At 64.3% G+C, this 17,346-nt stretch carries 18 protein-coding genes; 5 read left to right on the top strand and 13 right to left on the bottom strand.

Going from position 1 to position 17,346, the window contains the following annotated elements:
* The first annotated feature begins 195 nt into the window (after window positions 1–195).
* On the top strand, window positions 196–1,617 hold the full coding sequence (gene phaZ, locus ACTHL0_RS08770) for a polyhydroxyalkanoate depolymerase (RefSeq protein ID WP_440566337.1): 1,422 nt from the start codon (window positions 196–198) through the stop codon (window positions 1,615–1,617).
* Window positions 1,618–1,797: 180 nt separating this feature from the next.
* On the opposite strand, the gene ACTHL0_RS08775 is transcribed toward phaZ, so the two are convergent.
* Window positions 1,798–2,277, bottom strand: a complete 480-nt coding sequence (locus ACTHL0_RS08775; RefSeq protein ID WP_440566338.1) for a universal stress protein — start codon at window positions 2,275–2,277, stop codon at window positions 1,798–1,800.
* A gap of 303 nt (window positions 2,278–2,580) precedes the next feature.
* Here ACTHL0_RS08775 and fnr point away from each other — a divergent pair, with 303 nt between their 5' ends.
* The gene (gene fnr / locus ACTHL0_RS08780) at window positions 2,581–3,357 is read left to right on the top strand and encodes a fumarate/nitrate reduction transcriptional regulator Fnr (RefSeq protein WP_440566339.1); all 777 of its coding nucleotides are present in this window, start codon (window positions 2,581–2,583) and stop codon (window positions 3,355–3,357) included.
* A 39-nt stretch (window positions 3,358–3,396) separates the two neighbouring features.
* On the opposite strand, the gene ACTHL0_RS08785 is transcribed toward fnr, so the two are convergent.
* From ACTHL0_RS08785 to ACTHL0_RS08835, 11 genes are all read right to left on the bottom strand, one after another.
* Complete coding sequence (locus tag ACTHL0_RS08785; protein WP_440566340.1) at window positions 3,397–4,386, bottom strand: zinc-dependent alcohol dehydrogenase family protein; 990 nt, start codon at window positions 4,384–4,386, stop codon at window positions 3,397–3,399.
* A gap of 135 nt (window positions 4,387–4,521) precedes the next feature.
* Window positions 4,522–4,809 (bottom strand): DUF1488 domain-containing protein, encoded by a 288-nt coding sequence (locus ACTHL0_RS08790; RefSeq protein WP_440566341.1) that lies wholly within the window; start codon window positions 4,807–4,809, stop codon window positions 4,522–4,524.
* A gap of 298 nt (window positions 4,810–5,107) precedes the next feature.
* Window positions 5,108–5,956, bottom strand: a complete 849-nt coding sequence (locus tag ACTHL0_RS08795) for an ureidoglycolate lyase (protein ID WP_440566342.1) — start codon at window positions 5,954–5,956, stop codon at window positions 5,108–5,110.
* Between the two features lie 62 nt (window positions 5,957–6,018).
* Window positions 6,019–6,795 carry an SDR family oxidoreductase gene (locus tag ACTHL0_RS08800; protein WP_440566343.1) on the bottom strand — a complete coding sequence of 259 codons (777 nt, stop codon included), beginning with the start codon at window positions 6,793–6,795 and terminating at the stop codon, window positions 6,019–6,021.
* A gap of 44 nt (window positions 6,796–6,839) precedes the next feature.
* The gene (locus tag ACTHL0_RS08805) at window positions 6,840–7,673 is read right to left on the bottom strand and encodes an amidohydrolase family protein (protein ID WP_440566344.1); all 834 of its coding nucleotides are present in this window, start codon (window positions 7,671–7,673) and stop codon (window positions 6,840–6,842) included.
* 54 nt (window positions 7,674–7,727) lie between these two features.
* The gene (locus ACTHL0_RS08810; protein WP_440566345.1) at window positions 7,728–8,789 is read right to left on the bottom strand and encodes an aldo/keto reductase; all 1,062 of its coding nucleotides are present in this window, start codon (window positions 8,787–8,789) and stop codon (window positions 7,728–7,730) included.
* The gene (locus ACTHL0_RS08815; RefSeq protein WP_440566359.1) at window positions 8,786–10,087 is read right to left on the bottom strand and encodes a UxaA family hydrolase; all 1,302 of its coding nucleotides are present in this window, start codon (window positions 10,085–10,087) and stop codon (window positions 8,786–8,788) included. The genes ACTHL0_RS08810 and ACTHL0_RS08815 overlap by 4 nt, the downstream gene beginning before the upstream one ends.
* Before the next feature lie 19 nt (window positions 10,088–10,106).
* Window positions 10,107–10,439 (bottom strand): UxaA family hydrolase, encoded by a 333-nt coding sequence (locus ACTHL0_RS08820; protein WP_440566346.1) that lies wholly within the window; start codon window positions 10,437–10,439, stop codon window positions 10,107–10,109.
* A gap of 6 nt (window positions 10,440–10,445) precedes the next feature.
* The gene (locus tag ACTHL0_RS08825; RefSeq protein ID WP_440566360.1) at window positions 10,446–11,429 is read right to left on the bottom strand and encodes an ABC transporter permease; all 984 of its coding nucleotides are present in this window, start codon (window positions 11,427–11,429) and stop codon (window positions 10,446–10,448) included.
* 46 nt (window positions 11,430–11,475) lie between these two features.
* Window positions 11,476–13,035 (bottom strand): sugar ABC transporter ATP-binding protein, encoded by a 1,560-nt coding sequence (locus ACTHL0_RS08830; protein WP_440566361.1) that lies wholly within the window; start codon window positions 13,033–13,035, stop codon window positions 11,476–11,478.
* A 78-nt stretch (window positions 13,036–13,113) separates the two neighbouring features.
* Window positions 13,114–14,226, bottom strand: coding sequence for a sugar ABC transporter substrate-binding protein (locus tag ACTHL0_RS08835; RefSeq protein WP_440566347.1), 1,113 nt, complete (start codon window positions 14,224–14,226; stop codon window positions 13,114–13,116).
* Between the two features lie 336 nt (window positions 14,227–14,562).
* Between ACTHL0_RS08835 and ACTHL0_RS08840 the strand changes: the two genes are divergently transcribed.
* The 3 genes from ACTHL0_RS08840 (at window position 14,563) to ACTHL0_RS08850 (ending at window position 16,669) form a co-directional block, all read left to right on the top strand.
* Window positions 14,563–15,381, top strand: coding sequence for an IclR family transcriptional regulator (locus tag ACTHL0_RS08840; RefSeq protein ID WP_440566348.1), 819 nt, complete (start codon window positions 14,563–14,565; stop codon window positions 15,379–15,381).
* Between the two features lie 81 nt (window positions 15,382–15,462).
* Window positions 15,463–16,029 carry a TetR/AcrR family transcriptional regulator gene (locus tag ACTHL0_RS08845; protein WP_440566349.1) on the top strand — a complete coding sequence of 189 codons (567 nt, stop codon included), beginning with the start codon at window positions 15,463–15,465 and terminating at the stop codon, window positions 16,027–16,029.
* 214 nt (window positions 16,030–16,243) lie between these two features.
* A complete protein-coding gene (locus tag ACTHL0_RS08850; RefSeq protein ID WP_440566350.1) occupies window positions 16,244–16,669 on the top strand; it encodes an organic hydroperoxide resistance protein in 426 nt (141 codons plus the stop codon).
* A 205-nt stretch (window positions 16,670–16,874) separates the two neighbouring features.
* Here the strand turns inward: ACTHL0_RS08850 and ACTHL0_RS08855 are convergent, their stop codons facing one another.
* On the bottom strand, window positions 16,875–17,201 hold the full coding sequence (locus ACTHL0_RS08855; protein ID WP_440566351.1) for a DUF4148 domain-containing protein: 327 nt from the start codon (window positions 17,199–17,201) through the stop codon (window positions 16,875–16,877).
* Between the last annotated feature and the right edge of the window lie 145 nt (window positions 17,202–17,346).

Consider the following 17,346-nt stretch of genomic DNA (forward strand, 5'->3'; position numbering starts at 1 on the left):
AATTTGAACCGGAAACGCGGGACCTCGCTTACTATGGGTTGCCAGCCGGTACCGACGGTACTCACAATAGATAAACGACGGCCCGCGCCGCCGTGCGGGGCCGCACTACGCTCCGCCTTATCCGATCCGGCACGCACCAGGCGTCGCCGTGGCGTCGCGAACGGCTCGCGATGCGCCCCTCGGCCGGAGGCGATCATGTTCTACCAATGGCTGGAATCGCAGCGCACGCTCATGCGCTCCCTCGATGCGTGGACGGCGCTGGCCGCTGCTCCCTGGGGGGGCTTGGTTGCCCCTGCAGCCGGCGGCGGAGCCGGGGCGCCCTATGACGGCGACGCCCGCTTGGCGAGCGTCGCGCTGCCGGGATGCGATTGGATCTACCGGCTGCTGCAGACCGCCCCCAAACCGCCGCCGTTTGGGATCGAGTCGGTGAGTATCGCCGGGCGGGCGGTACCGGTGAGCGAAGCCGTCGTCGACCGAACGCCGTTTTGCGCGCTGCGCCGATTCGTTCGGGAGTGGGAACAGGATCGGGCGGCGGGCGGAACGAGAAATGGCGGAGAGGGCGTCGCCGATCAGAATGAAATGACCGCCAAGGGTCCGGTCAGCCGAAACACCTCTCCCGCTTCGCCAGATTCGCGCCCGCTTGGGCCAGCCTGCGTGCTGCTCGTTACGCCGCTTGCCGGGCATCATGCTGTCATGCTGCGGGAGACCGTCGAAACGCTGCTGGAGGATGCCGACGTCTATGTCACCGATTGGGCGGACGCGCGCGATGTGCCGCTTGGCGAAGGACGATTCGGCCTGGACGAGTATGTGCTGACCGTCGAACGCTTCTTAGACGCGCTCGCCGAGCGCGGGGTGCATTTGTTCGCGATCTGTCAAGGCGCCCCGCCGGCGTTGGCGGCATCGGCGTTGGCTGCAGCGGCGGATGGGACACGCGCGCCACTCAGCGTGACGCTGATGGGCGGCCCTATCGATACCCGCTTGCATCCGACGACGATCGACCGCGTTGCGGCAACTCACGACATCGCGTGGTTCCGTCGCACGGTGATCGATACGGTCCCGCCGCACTACGCCGGCGCCGGTCGGCGCATTTACCCCGGTTATCTCCAGCATGCGGCGATCGTCGCCGCCCATCCGCATCGTCAACTCGCACTCGAATCACGTTATTGGATCAGCCGGATGTCGGGTGATGCCAACGCCATCGCGTCCAGCCTGCGCTCGCTCAACGAATATGCGGCGGTGCTCGACATGGATGAAGATTACTTCCTGGATATGCTGCGAATCGTTTTCCAGGAGCATCGTCTGGCACGGGGGGAATGGTCGGTCGGCGCGCGGCGCATCGCACTGGAGGCGTTGACGGCCACGGCGCTATGCACGGTGGAAGGCGACCGCGACGATATCACCGGAGCCGGACAGACGCATGCGGCGCATGACCTCTGCTGCGCTGTTCCCGACGCCACGCGTCTGCGGATGACGGTGGACGACTGCGATCACTACGATCTTTTTACGGGGCCGCGCTGGCAGGAAGCCGTGCATCCCGCGCTGCGCGCGTTTTGGGTGGCGAATACACGCGGGCAGCGGGTGGGTTCGGAACCCGGTGGTGACGGACGCTCGCAGTAGAACGGCGCGCAGGCGATGGTTGAATCGCCTTGTCAGACATGGGTCGCCTCTGCTGGCCTGGTCGTGCGCCGAGACGGGCGCGGGGTTCGCTTGACATAGATCGGCACGGCCCCTGAGGTGCCGCCGCCCGAATCGCTCCGGGATATTCGGGCGTGACGACTACGAATCGATAGCCATCCCTCAAAATCGATCCTTCTCCCCCTCCCCAGCCTCGGGGTTATACCGCACGAGCAGCACCGGCACTTGCGCGGTGCGAAGCAGCGCCTCGGCGACACTGCCCAGGAGCACACGGCGCACCCCGTGCCGGCCCTGCGTCCCCATGACGATGAGGTCGGCCTCGCATTCGTCGGCGGTGCGCGACAGCACTTCGGCGATCCGGTCGCCGTAGGCGTCGACGGCACGCGCCACGCCATTGACACCCTGCTCGCGGAAAAGCGCGCGCGCCTCGTCGAGCGCGGCTGTAGCCGCATCAACCAAGGCCGCATTGGCACCCTGCTCCGACAGATAGACGGCACCGACGTCAACGAGCTGCGGCGCATGTTCGACGACAAACACCGCGACCACCTCCCCACCCGACGCCTTGGCGATCTTGAGCGCTTCATCGAGGGCCAGACGTGCGCCGCGGCTACCGTCGACGGCGGCAAGAATTCTTTGGTACATGGATGTCCTCCTGGGCACGGCGCCCGTCGCTTCAATACGTATGGCATAAGCTTCATGCCCATTGCATCCAGTGTGCGAGCGGCGCCCCTGTTGCTTGTTGACGGCGATCAACGGCGGCCCTGGCCACGCCTTTGCAACTTCGCCATGCGTTGATGTAGGACAAACCTTACAAAGCTTCGTCAACGCTTACCGCACTTTCATACGCCGCCGATTTCTTTATAGTTTCCGGCCTCCGATACTCCAATGACCAAATTGACTTTCCGCGCCCTTGCAGTGATGCGCGGCTCCTTTCTGGGAGGTCGTATGTTCCACGAAACCACCTTCGCCGACGACATTGCAACGGCATCGGCCATCACTGTTTCTCCCTGCGCCACTAGTAAGACGTTTCAAGGCCAGAGCGCGCAGCAATGTGCGACCTGTTCGATGCGTTCGGCCTGTATGCCTCAAGCGCTGAACGACCAGGAACTCAGCCGTTTCAACGCGATCGTCAGCGCGGCTCGCTTGATTAAACGAGGCGATTCCCTGTACCGCACGAACGATACGTTTCAGAGCATCTATGCGATTCGCGCCGGTTCGTTCAAGACGGTCGTCATGCATCGCGACGGGCGGGAACAAGTGACAGGCTTCCATCTGGCCGGAGAAGTGCTCGGGCTCGACGGCGTGTGCACCGAACGCCACAGCAGCGACGCCATCGCCATCGAAGACAGCAGTGTCTGCATCATCCCCTACGCGCTGCTCGAATCGATGTGCGGGGAGTCGAAGCGGCTTCAGCAGCAAGTTCTGCGCATGATGAGCGGTGAAATCGTCCGCGAATCGTCGCTGATGATGCTACTCGGCACGATGAGCGCGGAGCAGCGCGTCGCCTCGTTCTTGCTGAACCTTTCAAGCCGGATGAAAGCGCGGGGCTATTCCCCGGCCGAGTTCAATCTGCGCATGACCCGCGAGGAGATGGGCAGCTTCCTCGGCATGAAGCTCGAGACGGTGAGTCGCATGTTTTCGAAGTTCCAGCGCGACGGCCTCGTGCAAACGCGCGGCAAACAAATTCGCATCGTCAATCTCGACGCGCTGGGGCGTGTATGATCGCCGCCCACCCGATGACCGCCCGTCCCGCCTCGCGCGTCAAGCGCTCACATGCAGCACCGCCGCGCCCGCTAACCGCCCTTCCCGCAGATCGGCCAGCGCGCGGTTCGCCTGTTCAAGCGGGTAGACCGTGGTCGCGATATCGAGCGAGAACGCATCGGCGAGTCGCATGAACGCGTGCCCGTCGTCGCGCGTGAGGTTCGCGACCGAGACGATGCGGCGTTCGCCCCACAACGTCTCGTAGGGAAAAGACGGAATGTCGCTCATGTGAATCCCACCGCATACCACCACCCCGCCTTTGACGACGGCCCGTAACGCGGCCGGCACCAATGCGCCCACCGGGGCGAAGAGGAGCGCGGCATCGAGAGGGACAGGCGCCGGCTCGTCGCTCGCGCCGGCCCATCGCGCGCCAAGTTTGCGGGCAAGCGCTTGGGCTGCCACGTCGCCCGCCCGCGTAAACGCGTAGACCTCCCGGCCTTGATGACGCGCCACCTGTGCGACGATATGCGCCGCTGCGCCGAACCCGTAGAGGCCGATCCGCTCGGCATCTCCTGCCATCGATAGACATCGATAGCCGATCAACCCCGCGCATAGCAACGGCGCCGCCTCGATATCCGTGTAGCGCCTGGGCAGACGAAAGCAATAGTGGCTATCCGCGACCGTTCGCTGCGCGTAGCCGCCGTCGATCGTGTAGCCGGTGAAGCCCGGCGCATCGCACAGGTTTTCCCGTCCGCGCCCACAAAACCTGCACTGTCCGCACGTGTGGCCCAGCCAAGGCACGCCGACGCGCTCCCCAACCACGAAATCGGTCACGCCTTCGCCCAGGCCGCTCACGGTGCCGACCACCTCGTGTCCGGGCACGAGTGGCACCTTCGGTTGCGTCAACTCACCGTCGACGATATGCAGATCGGTGCGGCACACGCCGCAAGCCCGCACGTCGATCAAGAGTTGTCCTGGCCGAGGACGAGGATCAGGAACCTCGCTCCATTGCAGCAGCGGGCTCTTTCCATCGAAAACCATCGCCTTCATGCGGCTGCCTCCTTCGAGAACCGCACACACGGATACGAGCGACGTGCGCGCACGCGCCTCGCGCGACGGCTGCCGGGAGCCGGGTTCGGGCGGCGGTTGCGGTTGCCGCTGCCGGGCAAGCCGCCCGGCTGCGCGCTATGCATCGTGGAAGCGAAAATAACCGCTGTGCAGCAGCACGGGCTTCTGGCCGATTTCGGATAGAAGCTCGCGCGCCGCGCGTTCGATCTCACGGCGATGCCGCTCGAACGCGCTGATCATGTCGCTCTCGCGCAGCGACTCGGCGCCGAAGTGATCCTCGAGCGCTTCGGCGGTGATCGCGCATTGCACCCGCTCGCCGTCGACAAGCGCGGGAAACGCCAGCACAAGATCCCGGCCGCAGTATTCGGCCTGCTCTTGCGGAAAGCTGATCTCCATAACTATCACCTCGAAGAATGGGGTCCGGTGTGCGGCCGCCGTCGAATCCAGGATAGACGATGCCGCGGCCGGGGCTGCTTGACCTGGGTCAACGGTGTCCGTATGCGGTGCGCCTGGACTCGTCTTCAGGATAGACGAGCAACGAGCGATTGGGAGAAGTCTTGATTTCGGCTGGCCGTGTCGATGAAGAACTGGCGCGGCCGGAACACGGCTGGTTCGCCGGAGACGAAGGCGGGTAAGACCGAGCGCCCGGCGCCCCGCTCGGCGGCGCCGGCATACCGTCCATGCCCACCCAATACCGTGGCGGTTACTGCGCCGCAACGGTCCGTTGACGCTGCTCGCCCAGCCCGGCAATGCCGAGCCGCACCGATTGCCCCGCCTTCAGATAGATCGGCGTCGGCTTGATACCGAGCCCAACGCCGGGCGGCGTCCCCGTCGAGATGATGTCGCCGGGCTGCAGGCTCATACAGCGGCTCAGGTAGGCCACCACCTCGGCCACGCTGAAGATCATCGTGCGGGTATTGCCGTTTTGATAGCGATGGCCGTCCACTTCGAGCCACAGATCGAGTTGCTGCGGATCCGCCACTTCGTCGCGCGTGACGAGCCACGGCCCAACCGGCCCGAACGTATCGAAGCCCTTGCCCTTGTCCCATTGCCCGCCGCGTTCGATCTGCCACTCGCGTTCCGAGACGTCGTTGACGACGCAATAGCCGGCGACATAATCGAGCGCATCGGCCGCTTCGACATACTTGCACGCCTTGCCGATGACGACCCCCAACTCGACTTCCCAATCCGTCTTGGACGAACCGCGCGGAATCTCGATGTCGTCGTTGGGCCCGACGATCGAGCTCGTCCACTTGTTGAACACCACGGGCTCGGTCGGGATGGGCAGGTTCGATTCGGCCGCGTGATCGGCGTAATTCAAGCCGATGCACACCATCTTGCCGACACGCCCCACGCAGGCGCCGATACGCACGCCCTCGGGCGCACGCGGCAGCGATGACGGATCCAAGCCCCGCAGTCGCGCAAGACCCGCATCGCCGAGCACGTCGCCTGCGATATCGTCGACCACCGACGACAAATCGCGAATCACACCGGCGGCATCGACAAGCCCGGGCTTTTCCTGGCCCTTGGGGCCGAATCGAAGAAGTTTCATCAGTATTTACTCAATTCCCAAAATAGCTAAGACAGCACCGGCCGCGCCGGTACTCGGTTCGTTCAGTTCGACCATCCACCGTCGATCAAATGAATCTGCCCGGTGGTGAATCCGGCTTCGTCCGACGCGAGGTACGCGGCCAGGGCCGCAATTTCCTCGGGCCGGCCGATGCGTCCCATCGGCTGACGCGCCACGAACGCGGCTTCGACTTCGGCGACGGATTTGCCCTGCGCCTGCGCCTGTTCGGCGATACGCGCCGTCAGCGAGGGCGAAGCCACCGTGCCGGGACAAATCGCGTTGCAGCGCACGCCGCGTGTCACGAAATCGGCCGCCACGGACTTCGTCAGACCGATCACGGCCGCCTTCGTCGTGCCATAGACGAAGCGGTTCGGAACCCCTTTGACGCTCGACGCCGCCGACGCCAGATTGACGATCGAGCCGCGCCCGCGTTCGAGCATGCCAGGGAGAAACGTCCGTATTGTGCGATACATCGACTTCACGTTCACGTCGAACGAAAACTCCCAATCGGCATCTTCGCATTCCAGCACCGTGCCGGCGTGCACGAAGCCCGCGCAGTTGACCAGGATATCGATCGCGCCGATCGTCTCGGCCAATGCAGCGATCGCGGCGCCGTCGCGCACATCGAGCTTGCGCGCCTCGAACGGCGCCTCGGCGAGCAGCTCGAGGCGGATATCGGTGGCGATGACGCGTGCGCCCTCACGCGCCAGACGTTCGGCGCAAGCGCGCCCGATACCTTGGGCGGCGGCCGTGACGAGCGCCGTCTTGCCGGCCAGGCGCGCGGCCGGCGGCTCAGGGAAGTTCGGGGCAAAGGCGGTCATGGTTCACGGGACTCCATAAGAGAGAGACAAAGAGACGAAGATGTTCAAAGCCCGTAGCAGGCGCGTGCGGTACCGGCGAAGAGCGCGGCGCGATCGTCCGGCTTTAAATGTTCGGCGAAACGCTGCGCACACGCATGCCACGCGAGATAGCCGCCATTCATATCGACGACAGGCCAATCGCTGCCCCACATCGTGCGCGCCGCGCCGAAAAGCGCCAGCAGATGCGCGAGGTAAGGCTCGAGCATCGAATCGGTACACGGCGCGGAGGATTCCGTGACCAATCCGGACATTTTGCAGAAGACGTTCGGCAATGCCGCGAGTTCGGCAACGCGCGCGGCCCATGGCTGCCAGCCGGCGGCTCCGTCGGCTATCGGCGGTTTCGCCCCGTGATCCAGCACGATGCGCAAACGTCGATGCCGCTGCGCGAACGGCGTGAAATACGGCAGATGGCGCGTCAAGACGAGCGCATCGAAGACTAGACCATGATCGATCAATGCCTCGATCGCCGGATCGAGCGTCGGGCGCGCGATCCAGTCGTCCTCGGCGAGATCCTGCAACATCGGCCGCACCCCTTTGAACTTCGGCTCGCGTGCGAATTCGGCGATGAGCGCGGGGGCCTCGGGATCGTCGAGCGGCACCCACCCGACCACGCCCGCGACCGCCGGATCGTCGCGTGTCAGATCGAGCAGGAAGCGCGTCTCGGCCAGCGTCGGCGCCGCCTGGACGACAATGCTGCGCGAAACACCGGCAGCCTGCGCCAGCGGGCGCAGGTCGCGCGGCAGGAAATCGCGATAGAGCGGCGCCATAGCAGGCGTCAGCCAGTCGTAGTCCCCGCGTGAAAGCTGCCAGAAGTGCTGATGTGCGTCAATTGTGTCCATCGTATCCATCGTGGGACGTCCTAGGCGATTGGGCGTGGTGAAGGTGAATATCGGTCAGGCATCCGGTGTCGGTGCACGCGAATCGAGCAACCCCTCGCCCCGCAAGTTCTCCCAGAATGCAGCGGGCGCCCGTTCGACGAAGGCAGCGATATTCTGCGAAAGCTCGCTCGCACTGCTTGCGCCTGTCAATACGCTCGCCACCGCGGGGTGCGCATAGGGAAACCGTAAAGCGGCGCTCGGCAGCGGCACGCCGTGCGCATCGCATACCGCTTCGATTCGTTCGACGCGCGCGACGACTTCCGCGGGTGCGTCGCCATAGTTGAACTTCAATCCGCTCGATTGCGCGCCGGGCGCCGCTCGCAAGTGACGGACGCCGCGCGCTAGGATGCCGGAATTGAAGGCTCCGCCGACGAGAATCGACACGCCGCGCCGTTCGCATTCGGGCAGCAGCGCATCGAGCGTGGCCTGTTCGAGCAGCGTATAGCGGCCGGCCAACAGCGCGCAGTCGATCTCGAACTCGCGCATGGCATCGAGCACCACGGCTTCCTCGTTGACGCCGAGCCCCACGGCCCGCACCGCCCCCGAGGCGCGCAATGCATCGAGCGCCTTGAAACCGCCCTCGCTCAACTGGCGCCAGTAGTGCGCGTGGCGCTCCCCATGCGTAAACGTGCCGATGTCATGCACGAGCACGATATCGATGCGGGCGACGCCGAGCCGCTGCAGGCTGTCGTCGAACGAACGCATGATGCCGTCGTAGGTGTAGTCATAGACCGGCGCGAACGGCAACGGATGGGCCCACCCGTCGCGCGGCGCGCGGGCCTGCTCGCCGCGTTCGGGCCGCATGATGCGGCCGGCTTTCGTCGAGAGCACGTACGCATCACGGTCGCGCTCGCGCAGCGCCGCGCCGAGGTAATGCTCGCTTTTCGTATAGCCGTAGTAAGGTGCCGTATCGAATAGCCGGATGCCCGCTTCCCACGCAAGATCGATCGTGGCGCGCGCGTCTTTTTCGTCGACATCGCGGTACAAGCCCCCTAGGCCAGCACCGCCCAGCCCCAGCGCAGTGACTTCGAGCGACGTGCGCCCGACGCGACGACGCACGGCGATGCCGGCGCTCATGCGCCTACCCGCGCCGGCGTTACCGTCACCGGCACGACCGGCAGACAGCCAGGGCCGATCGGATCGAACGCTTTGTAAGTCAAGATGAACTCCTGATGGCCGAGCATTTCCGATTTCGACCGCACGCCCCGCCCGAGCGCGACCGTGAGATCGAAGATTTCCTGACCGACCTCGTCGAGCGTTGCCCCGCCCTCCAGGATTCGGCCAGCGTCGACGTCCATGTCACCCGAGAGATTACGGTAAGTGGCCGGGTTCGCACAGATCTTGACCACCGGCGACACGGCCGATCCCACCACCGACCCGCGTCCCGTCGTAAACAAGATCAGATGGCAGCCGCATGCGATCAGCTCGCCGATTTCGGCGTTGTCGCTGATGTTCGGGAAACCGAAGCGCGGCTCGCCGTCGGGCACGACGTCCAGCAGGTAGAGCCCGCCCGTCGGCGGAATGTCGCCCGGTTTGACGATGCCGACGATCGGCGAGGCACCGCTTTTCGCGTAGGCGCCGAGCGATTTCTCCTCCTGCGTCGTGAGCCCGCCATCGGCGTTGCCGACCGCGAAACTGCCGTGTCCCATGATCGTGTAGTAGCGGGCCGCCTTTTCGACACACGCGACGATCGCCGCACCGAGCTCGGGCCGTGCCGCGCGCGTCCGCATATGATGCTCGCAGCCGACAAGCTCGCCCGTCTCTTCGAAAACGCAAGCGGCGCCCTGCTCGATCAGCGTATCGAAGGCGCGACCGACGGCGGGATTCGCCGTAATCCCGCTCGTACTGTCGGAGCCGCCGCATACGGTGCCGACGATGAGTTCGTCGAGGCGCATCGGGACGGGCCGCATCGCGGCAAGCGTGGCCCGTGCCTGCGCGACCCATTCGACGCCGCGCGCGATCGTACTGCGGGTGCCGCCGCGCTCCTGAATCGTCAGCACTTCCACGGGCCGCCCGCTCTCGCGGACCACATCGACGAGATGATGCTTGTTCATGCTCTCGCAGCCCAGCGAAACGAACAGCACCGCGCCGACATTCGGATGCGTGGCGATGCGGGCCAGCATCTTTTGCGCGTAGGCGTTCGGATAGCAGCCTGGAAACCCGATCAAATGCACTTCGGGCGCGACGTCGTGGGCATTGGGCGCATCGAAGGCGTCGTCGGTCAGACGCGCCGCGAACTGCTGCACGATCGCGCTGGCAACGTGATGCGCGCACTCGACCAGATAGGCCACGGCGACAACGTTACGGATTCCCTTGCGCCCGTCGCGGCGCGGATAGCCGAGCAGCGGCGCGGAATCGGAGTGGATCTCGTTCATGAGCGTTTCGGCGATAAAGTCAGGATTCGTCGCGTTCGACGTAGGCATGGCCCGCATCGAGCGTGTAGGTGGGCAGATAGTCGCTTTCGAGGTTATGCGTATGCAAATGCTCGCCCCTGGCCACGTCGCGGGTGACGTGCCCGATCGGCGCGCCATAGCGGAAGATTTTGTCACCGGCCGAAAGCGCATGCCGGGCCAGCTTGTGGCCGAGCACGACGGTCGCGGTCAGCACCACGCGCTCGCCTTCGAGCGTGAGCGCGGTACCGGCGGCGAGCGTCGTCGTCGCGATGACGCAGTTATCCTCGGGAGACAGCAGCAGCAATCTGGGATCGAGCGGCAAATCGAGCGTCATCTCACATCACTCCTGACTGCCGGCCACGCGCGCGATCATCAGCGAGCCGAGAATGATGGCGCCGTAAATCGCCTGAATCCAGAACGATGGCACCTGAGCCAGCGTCAGCAGGTTCTGCACGACGCCGAGCAGCAGCACGCCGGTGAGCGCACCGAGCATCGTTCCCTTGCCGCCGTCCAACGAAATGCCGCCGATCACGGCTGCCGCGAACACAGTAAAGATCATCCCGTTGCCTTGATTGGCATTGATGGCGCCGACATACCCGGTCACGATGAGTCCGCCGATCGAGGCCAGCGCGCTGCCGAGCACGAATACGCCCCAGACAACGCGCTCGACGCGAATACCGGCCGCCCGCGCCGCCTGTGCGTTACCGCCGATCGCATAGAGCGCGCGGCCGAGGCGGTGATAGCGCAGCATGAAGGCGGCGAACGCGAACGCGGCCGCGGCCAGCCAAACCGACAGCGGCAACCCGAGCACGGTCACGGTAGCGAGCGCGAAGAACGACGGCGGCATGTCGAACAGCGTGCCGCCCTTCGTCGCGCCGACGAGCATGCCGCGCAGCACGATCAGCATCGCCAGCGTGACGATGAACGCGTTCAGGCGCAGCCGCACGACGAGCAGCCCATTGACCCAGCCGATCAGCGCCCCGACGGCGACGATCGCAGCGAGCCCGGCCACCGGCGGCCACTGCCAGCCGAAACCGGCCGACGCCGCCGGCATCACGAGCATGGCACCGAGCGCCGGTGCGAAGCCCACCGTCGATTCGAGCGATAGGTCAAACTTGCCGACGATGACGATCAGCGATTCGGCCAGCACGACGAGTGCGAGCGCGGCCGATGCGCCGAGCACGCTGACGAGATTGGCGCGCGTGAGAAAGCTTGGGCTGACCCAGGCGCCGACGGCGATCAGCAGTGCGAGCGCGGGCAACAGCGCCAGATCGCGCCAGCGGGCCAGATCGAGACGTGCGCCACGCGTGCGGCCGCCGTTCATGACGGCGAAGCCGGCCGCGCGAGCCTGCGGCGCGGGACTGGACAAACTAGGCTTCATTGAGATCGACTCCTTCTATCGATGCGATCAATTCATGGTCAAGCCATCCGGCCGCAAACTCGCGGACGATGCGGCCTCGGAACATGACGAGCACGCGATCGCAGCCGCGCAAATCGTCGAGTTCGCCGCTGGCGACGACAACGGCGCGCCCTTCTTCGCGGGCGCGTTCCGCCATCGCGAGCAGGGCTTCCTTTGATTTGACGTCGACGCCGGCGGTCGGATCGATCAGCACGAGCACATGCGGATCGGTCGCGAGCGCCCGCGCCATCACAACCTTTTGCTGATTGCCGCCCGATAGCCCCGATACCGGCGCGAGCGGCCCTGGTGCGACGATGCCGAGCGAATCGATTGCCTCGTGCGCGAGCCGGGCCTTGGCCGAGGGGCGGACGAACCCGAACCGGGCCAGCTTGCGCACGAGCGTCATCGTGGCGTTTTCGGCGATCGATTGCGTGAGAACGAGCCCTTCGCGATGCCGATCCTTCGGCACACAGCCGACGCCCGCATCGAGCGCGGCAGGCACATCGCCATAGGGCAGCGTCGCCTTCGCTTCCCGGCCCCTTGCCGATACGCGCACAGCACCGGCATTCGGACGACGCAGCCCCGCGATCGCTTCGGCCACACTCGTGCGCCCGCTGCTCGTCGCACCGGTCAAGCCGACGACTTCGCCGCGCCGCACGTTGAACGAGACATCGTCGAAATCCCCGCCGCCAAGCGCATCCACCTCGAGCGCAAGCGGCGCATCGACGAGCGGCGCGCGCCGCGCCGCATCGGCGCAGATCACGCCGCCGGCCTCGCCCGTCATCGCTTCGATCAATGCTTCCCGCGGCAGCCGTTCGACACCGGCCGTCAGAATCCGGCGCGCGTCGCGCAACACGGTGACTGCCTGACAGATCTCGTACACCTCTTGCAGATGATGCGAGATGAACAGGAACGTCACGCCTTCGCGTTGCAACTCTTCGATCCGGCAAAAGAGCCGTTTGATTTCGTCGCCATCCAGTTGCGCCGTGGGCTCGTCGAGGATGATGAAGCGTGCGCCGTGGGACAGCGCACGCGCGATTTCGACGAGTTGCCGCGCTTCGACGCCCAGATCGCCGCAGCGCGCGTCTTCACGCACATCGATACGCCAGTGATCAAGCAGCGCGCGCGCTTCGCTTCGCATCGCACGCCAATCGATCAGGCCGCGGCGGCCAGGCTGCCGATTCACGAACAGATTCTCGGCCACGCTGAGTTCAGGGATCACCGTCGAATGCTGATAGACGCAGGCGACACGCTCACGCCAGGCATCGCGATCGGCGATCGGGGGCGCAGCCTCCCCGCCGAAACGGATCTCGCCTTGATCGGGCTTGCGCAAGCCGGTCAGCAGCGAGACGAGCGTGGACTTGCCCGCCCCGTTGCGGCCGACGAGCGCATGCGACTCGCCCGGCATCACGCGCAACGAGACTTCAGCCAGCGCTGTCGTCGAGCCGAAGCGCTTGGTTGCACCCAACGCCTCGACGACAGGCGTACCCGCGGCCCCAGCTGCTTCACTAAAAAGAGGAACGGCCCCCATATCGGCTCGCGTCAATCGGTGGTTCGTTGGCGAGCGTGCACGGTACGCGCACGCTCGATCGCTTAGCGGGTCACGCCATTACTTCAGCGTGTTGCCCCAAAGATTCTTGTCGTCGACGTTCGCCTTGGTGACGAGCGGCGCCGGCAGTTGATCTTCGAGAATCCCGGGCGCGAGCTGAATGATCGTGCTGTCGTGGTCCGTCGGCCCCGGTTTGAAGGTCTTGCCCGCGAGCGTTTCCTTCATGTACCAGAGGCCGTACTTCGCATAGCTGTCGGCAGGCTGCGATACCGTCGCATCGATCTCGCCCTTTCGAATGGCATCGAACTCTTGCGGAATACCGTCATTGCTGACGATGACGATATGCTTCGGGTCCCCCGCGGGGAAGAGCAAATGCTTGCGGCGCAACGTCTGGAGTGTCGGCGACAAATAAACGCCGCCCGCTTGCATGTAGATACCCTTGACGTCCGGGTTCGCCGTCAAGAGGCTATCGAGTGACGATGCCGCGACGTCGCCCTTCCAGGCAGCCGGAATCTCGAGCACTTGCAGCTTCGGATAGTGGGTCTTCACGCAGGAACGGAACGCTTCGGAGCGATCGCGGCCGTTGACTGATGCAAGATCGCCCATGATTTGCACGACCTTGCCCGCGCTCACGTGATCGCCGATGTACTTACAGGCTTTCTCGCCATACGCGCGGTTATCCGCCCGCACGACCATGGCCACCTTCCCTTGCGTGGGCGCCACGTCGACCGCGACGACCGGCACGTTCTTGGCCGACGCCGCATCGAGCGCACGGCTGATTGCGGCGGAATCGAGTGGGCCCGTCACGATGCCTTTGACACCTTGATTCAACAGATTGTTGATGTCGGTGATTTGCTGTGCCGGATCCCCGTTGGAATTCACGGGGGCGAGCATATCGAGGCCGAGGGTTTTGGCGTATTGCGGCAGGTAGTTGTTGTACGCCTGCCAGAACGGCGAAGTGAGCAACGGCAAATTGGCGCCGATCGCATCGCTCGCGGCGTGCGCCGCGGGCGCCGTCACGCCGATCAGGCCGATCACGCCGAGCGTGGCGGCCAATGCGCAACTCAGCCGCCGTAGCCTCCCGGGCCGCGCCGCGCGCCCCGCTCCATCCACTACACGAACTCCACGAACTGTCCACTGCCCGGCGTCAACCGGTTCGATGCGCGATGTCATAGTCGTCTCCTGGCCCAAATCCGTGCGTCCGCACTGGCTTGAGCTCCATGCTTCGAGGGTGATGCGTCGGCAAGACGCAACGGGATCGGCGGTACGGGCCCGATCTTATGGTCCGCTCTGCGGCGGCTTCGTTATGCTGCTGATTTTCGACAGGGGATGCGACTTGAGTGCATCGCACGCCGCCTGAGATGCGTGTGGGGTCGACCAGCCTATTCGTCGATGCACACATTCATGGATGAACTTATTATTCATATTCGGACGATGCTACGTCAAGCACTGCGTTCGCCCGTGTTTTCCCTTAGTCGTTAGTTCCTATGCCTTGAGGCAGCACCGCCAGTGAAAACCGCCAAATCATCCAGTCCGAGCGACACCGCCCCCGAGTCCCCGCTCGACGAAGCCGATCGCTATCGAGCGCCCGCACTCGACAAGGGGCTCGACATCCTCGAATTGCTGTCCGAGCAAAAGGAAGGCCTCACGCGAGCCGAAATCATGAAGGCGCTCGGGCGCAATGCCAGCGAGATCTATCGAATGCTCGAACGGCTCGTCGCGCGGCAGTACGTCGTGCGTTCGGCGGGCGGCGATCGCTATTCGCTGAGCCTGAAGTTGTTTGCGCTCGCCCATCGTCATCCGCCGATGAACCGCTTCATCTCGGCGGCGATGCCTGTCATGCAAGGCTTCGCCGAAGAAGCGGAACAGTCGTGTCATCTAACCGTCTACGACCGCGGCAATCTGCTTGTCATCGCGCAAGTGGACGGGCCCGGTACCTGGGGCCTCTCGATTCGTCTCGGCTCACGTGTGGGCTTGGTCGACACGGCCTCGGGACAAGTCACGCTTGCGTTTCAAAGCGAGGCCGAGCGCGGGCGCATGCTGGCCGAACATACAAAGGTGAAGGGCGAGATTGCGCTCGGCGATGCGCTGCTTGCCTCGACGTTCGCGGAAATCCGTGCCCGGGGGCACCTGCGCAAGGACAGCGCGCAGACCTTCGGCGTGACCGACGTGACGTTCCCGATTCTCGGGCCGGCGGGCCATGCGATTGCCGCACTGACCACACCGTTTATGCGGCGCATCGACGAATACGTCGCGCCGTCGCTCGAGCAGGTGACGACGATGCTCGAAGACGCCGCGCGCAAGTTATCGATGCACGAGCACGGCTAGCAGGTGTGGTGGATGGCCGGCCGGCGCGGCCGCTGCAAAAAGCGCTTGACTATCTATCTACCAGTAGATAAAGTGCGAGACATGGACACGACGAAACCGGTACGCGAGCAAATCATCGATCATGCGATCACGCTGATGATGCTGCGCGGTTACAACGGCTTCAGCTACCGGGATCTGTCGGAGCTTGTAGGGGTGAAAACCTCGAGCATTCACTACTACTTTCCGTCGAAAGACGATTTAGTGCTCGAAGCTGTTCACGCCTATACGCAGGAAGTGCAAAGCGCCGTTCGAACGATCGATTCCGCGTTACCGGCCGAAGGCAAGCTGGCCATGTTCGCGAAGATGTTCGGGCGCACGCTGGGCGATGGCGATCATATCTGTTTATGCGGCATGCTCGCAGCCGACATCGAAACGTTGCCCGAGCCCGTGCGGTTGGCGGTTCAAGCGTTCTTCAAGGCAAACGAAGCCTGGCTGACGCAAATATTCGCCGAGGGCGCGCATGACGGAACGCTGGCTAACAGCGCCCCACCGGAGCAAGCGGCACGCGCGTTTTTCGCAGCTCTGCAAGGTGCCGGGTTGACCAGCCGGCTCTTTCGCACCGTGAGCCGGCTTCAGGAAGTCGAAGCGTCGTTCAAGTTATCGAAGTAAAGCAGTTCTGGTCGCACCGGGGGCGTCATTGACGCCCGTTTGTCGGCCAAGTTATCTATCTTCCAATAGATAGAATCGGCGTTGATGCATCGAAGTCTCAGTCCAGCAGTTCGTAGCAACCGGCAGTTTCATGTGGATCGCCTATCTTCTACCGGGTAGGTCGATCCACCCTCACTTCATCGTTGATTTTTGACACCCCGATAGGAGCTACACCATGTCGATCGAAAAAGTTCTCTACCGCGCCCACGCCCGTGCCACCGGTGGCCGTGACGGCCGTGCCGTGGTGCCCGACAGCGGTCTCGACCTGCGCTTGACGACGCCGCGCGAGCTGGGCGGCGCGGGCGGCGAAGGCGCCAACCCTGAGCAATTGTTCGCGGCCGGCTACAGCGCCTGCTTCATCGGCGCGATCAAGTTCGTGGCGTCGCGCGACAAAATCGCGCTGCCGCAAGACGTCTCGATCGACGGCAGTGTCGGCATCGGCGCGATTCCGAACGGCTTCGGCATCGAGGTGGAACTGAAGATTTCGCTGCCCGGCATGGATCGCGCGGCCGCGCAAGCGCTGGTTGACAAGGCGCACCAGGTCTGCCCGTATTCGAACGCGACGCGCGGCAACATCGATGTCACGCTGACGCTCGCTTAAAGCACGAAGCGCACGGAAAAAAGCCCAGGCCGCGATGGCCTGGGCAAACACCACCGGGAATCCCAGCGGCTCGGAGACTTTCGGCAATGACTCGCGCGCGTTTGCGCCGGTCTGCCAATTGGGCGATGCGTACGAGACGCATCGCCCAATGATTTCAGTACCCGTTGCCCGGTACCTGGCGGTACTCGGCGGTAATCAGCGGTACTTAGTTGTGCTGATAGATCGGCGGCGAATAGGTGCTGACTGCGCCGGCCGTCGCGCTGCTGCCCGATTGCGACGCACCTTCCACGCTCGGGCCATACCCGCTCGTCTCGGCTTGCGCAATACCCTGTTGCGCGCTGACGCGTTGTTCTGCGGCTTGGATGTTGTCCGGATAGTGGATCCAGTCACGCGGGTTGTAGCCGGCGCGTTCCAGGCGGACCAGATCCGCGCGCACTTGCTCGCGCGTCAAGGGCTGATTCGATTGGGCGAACGAAGAGACCATAGGAGCAACAAGGGCAACGGCCACGACGATTTGCTTAAGGGCATTCATGATGACAACCTCCGACTACTGTTATAAGGAGCTGCGAACAACACGGTTGTGTGCAGCAGGTGAAGGCAGTGTAGGCTTAGGGTCTTCCCGGATAAATACAGAAATCCGGAATTCATTGGTGCCCTACGGATAACAATCGGCGTCA

The sequence above is a fragment of the Trinickia sp. genome (assembly GCF_051961175.1).
Taxonomy (GTDB): Bacteria; Pseudomonadota; Gammaproteobacteria; order Burkholderiales; family Burkholderiaceae; genus Trinickia.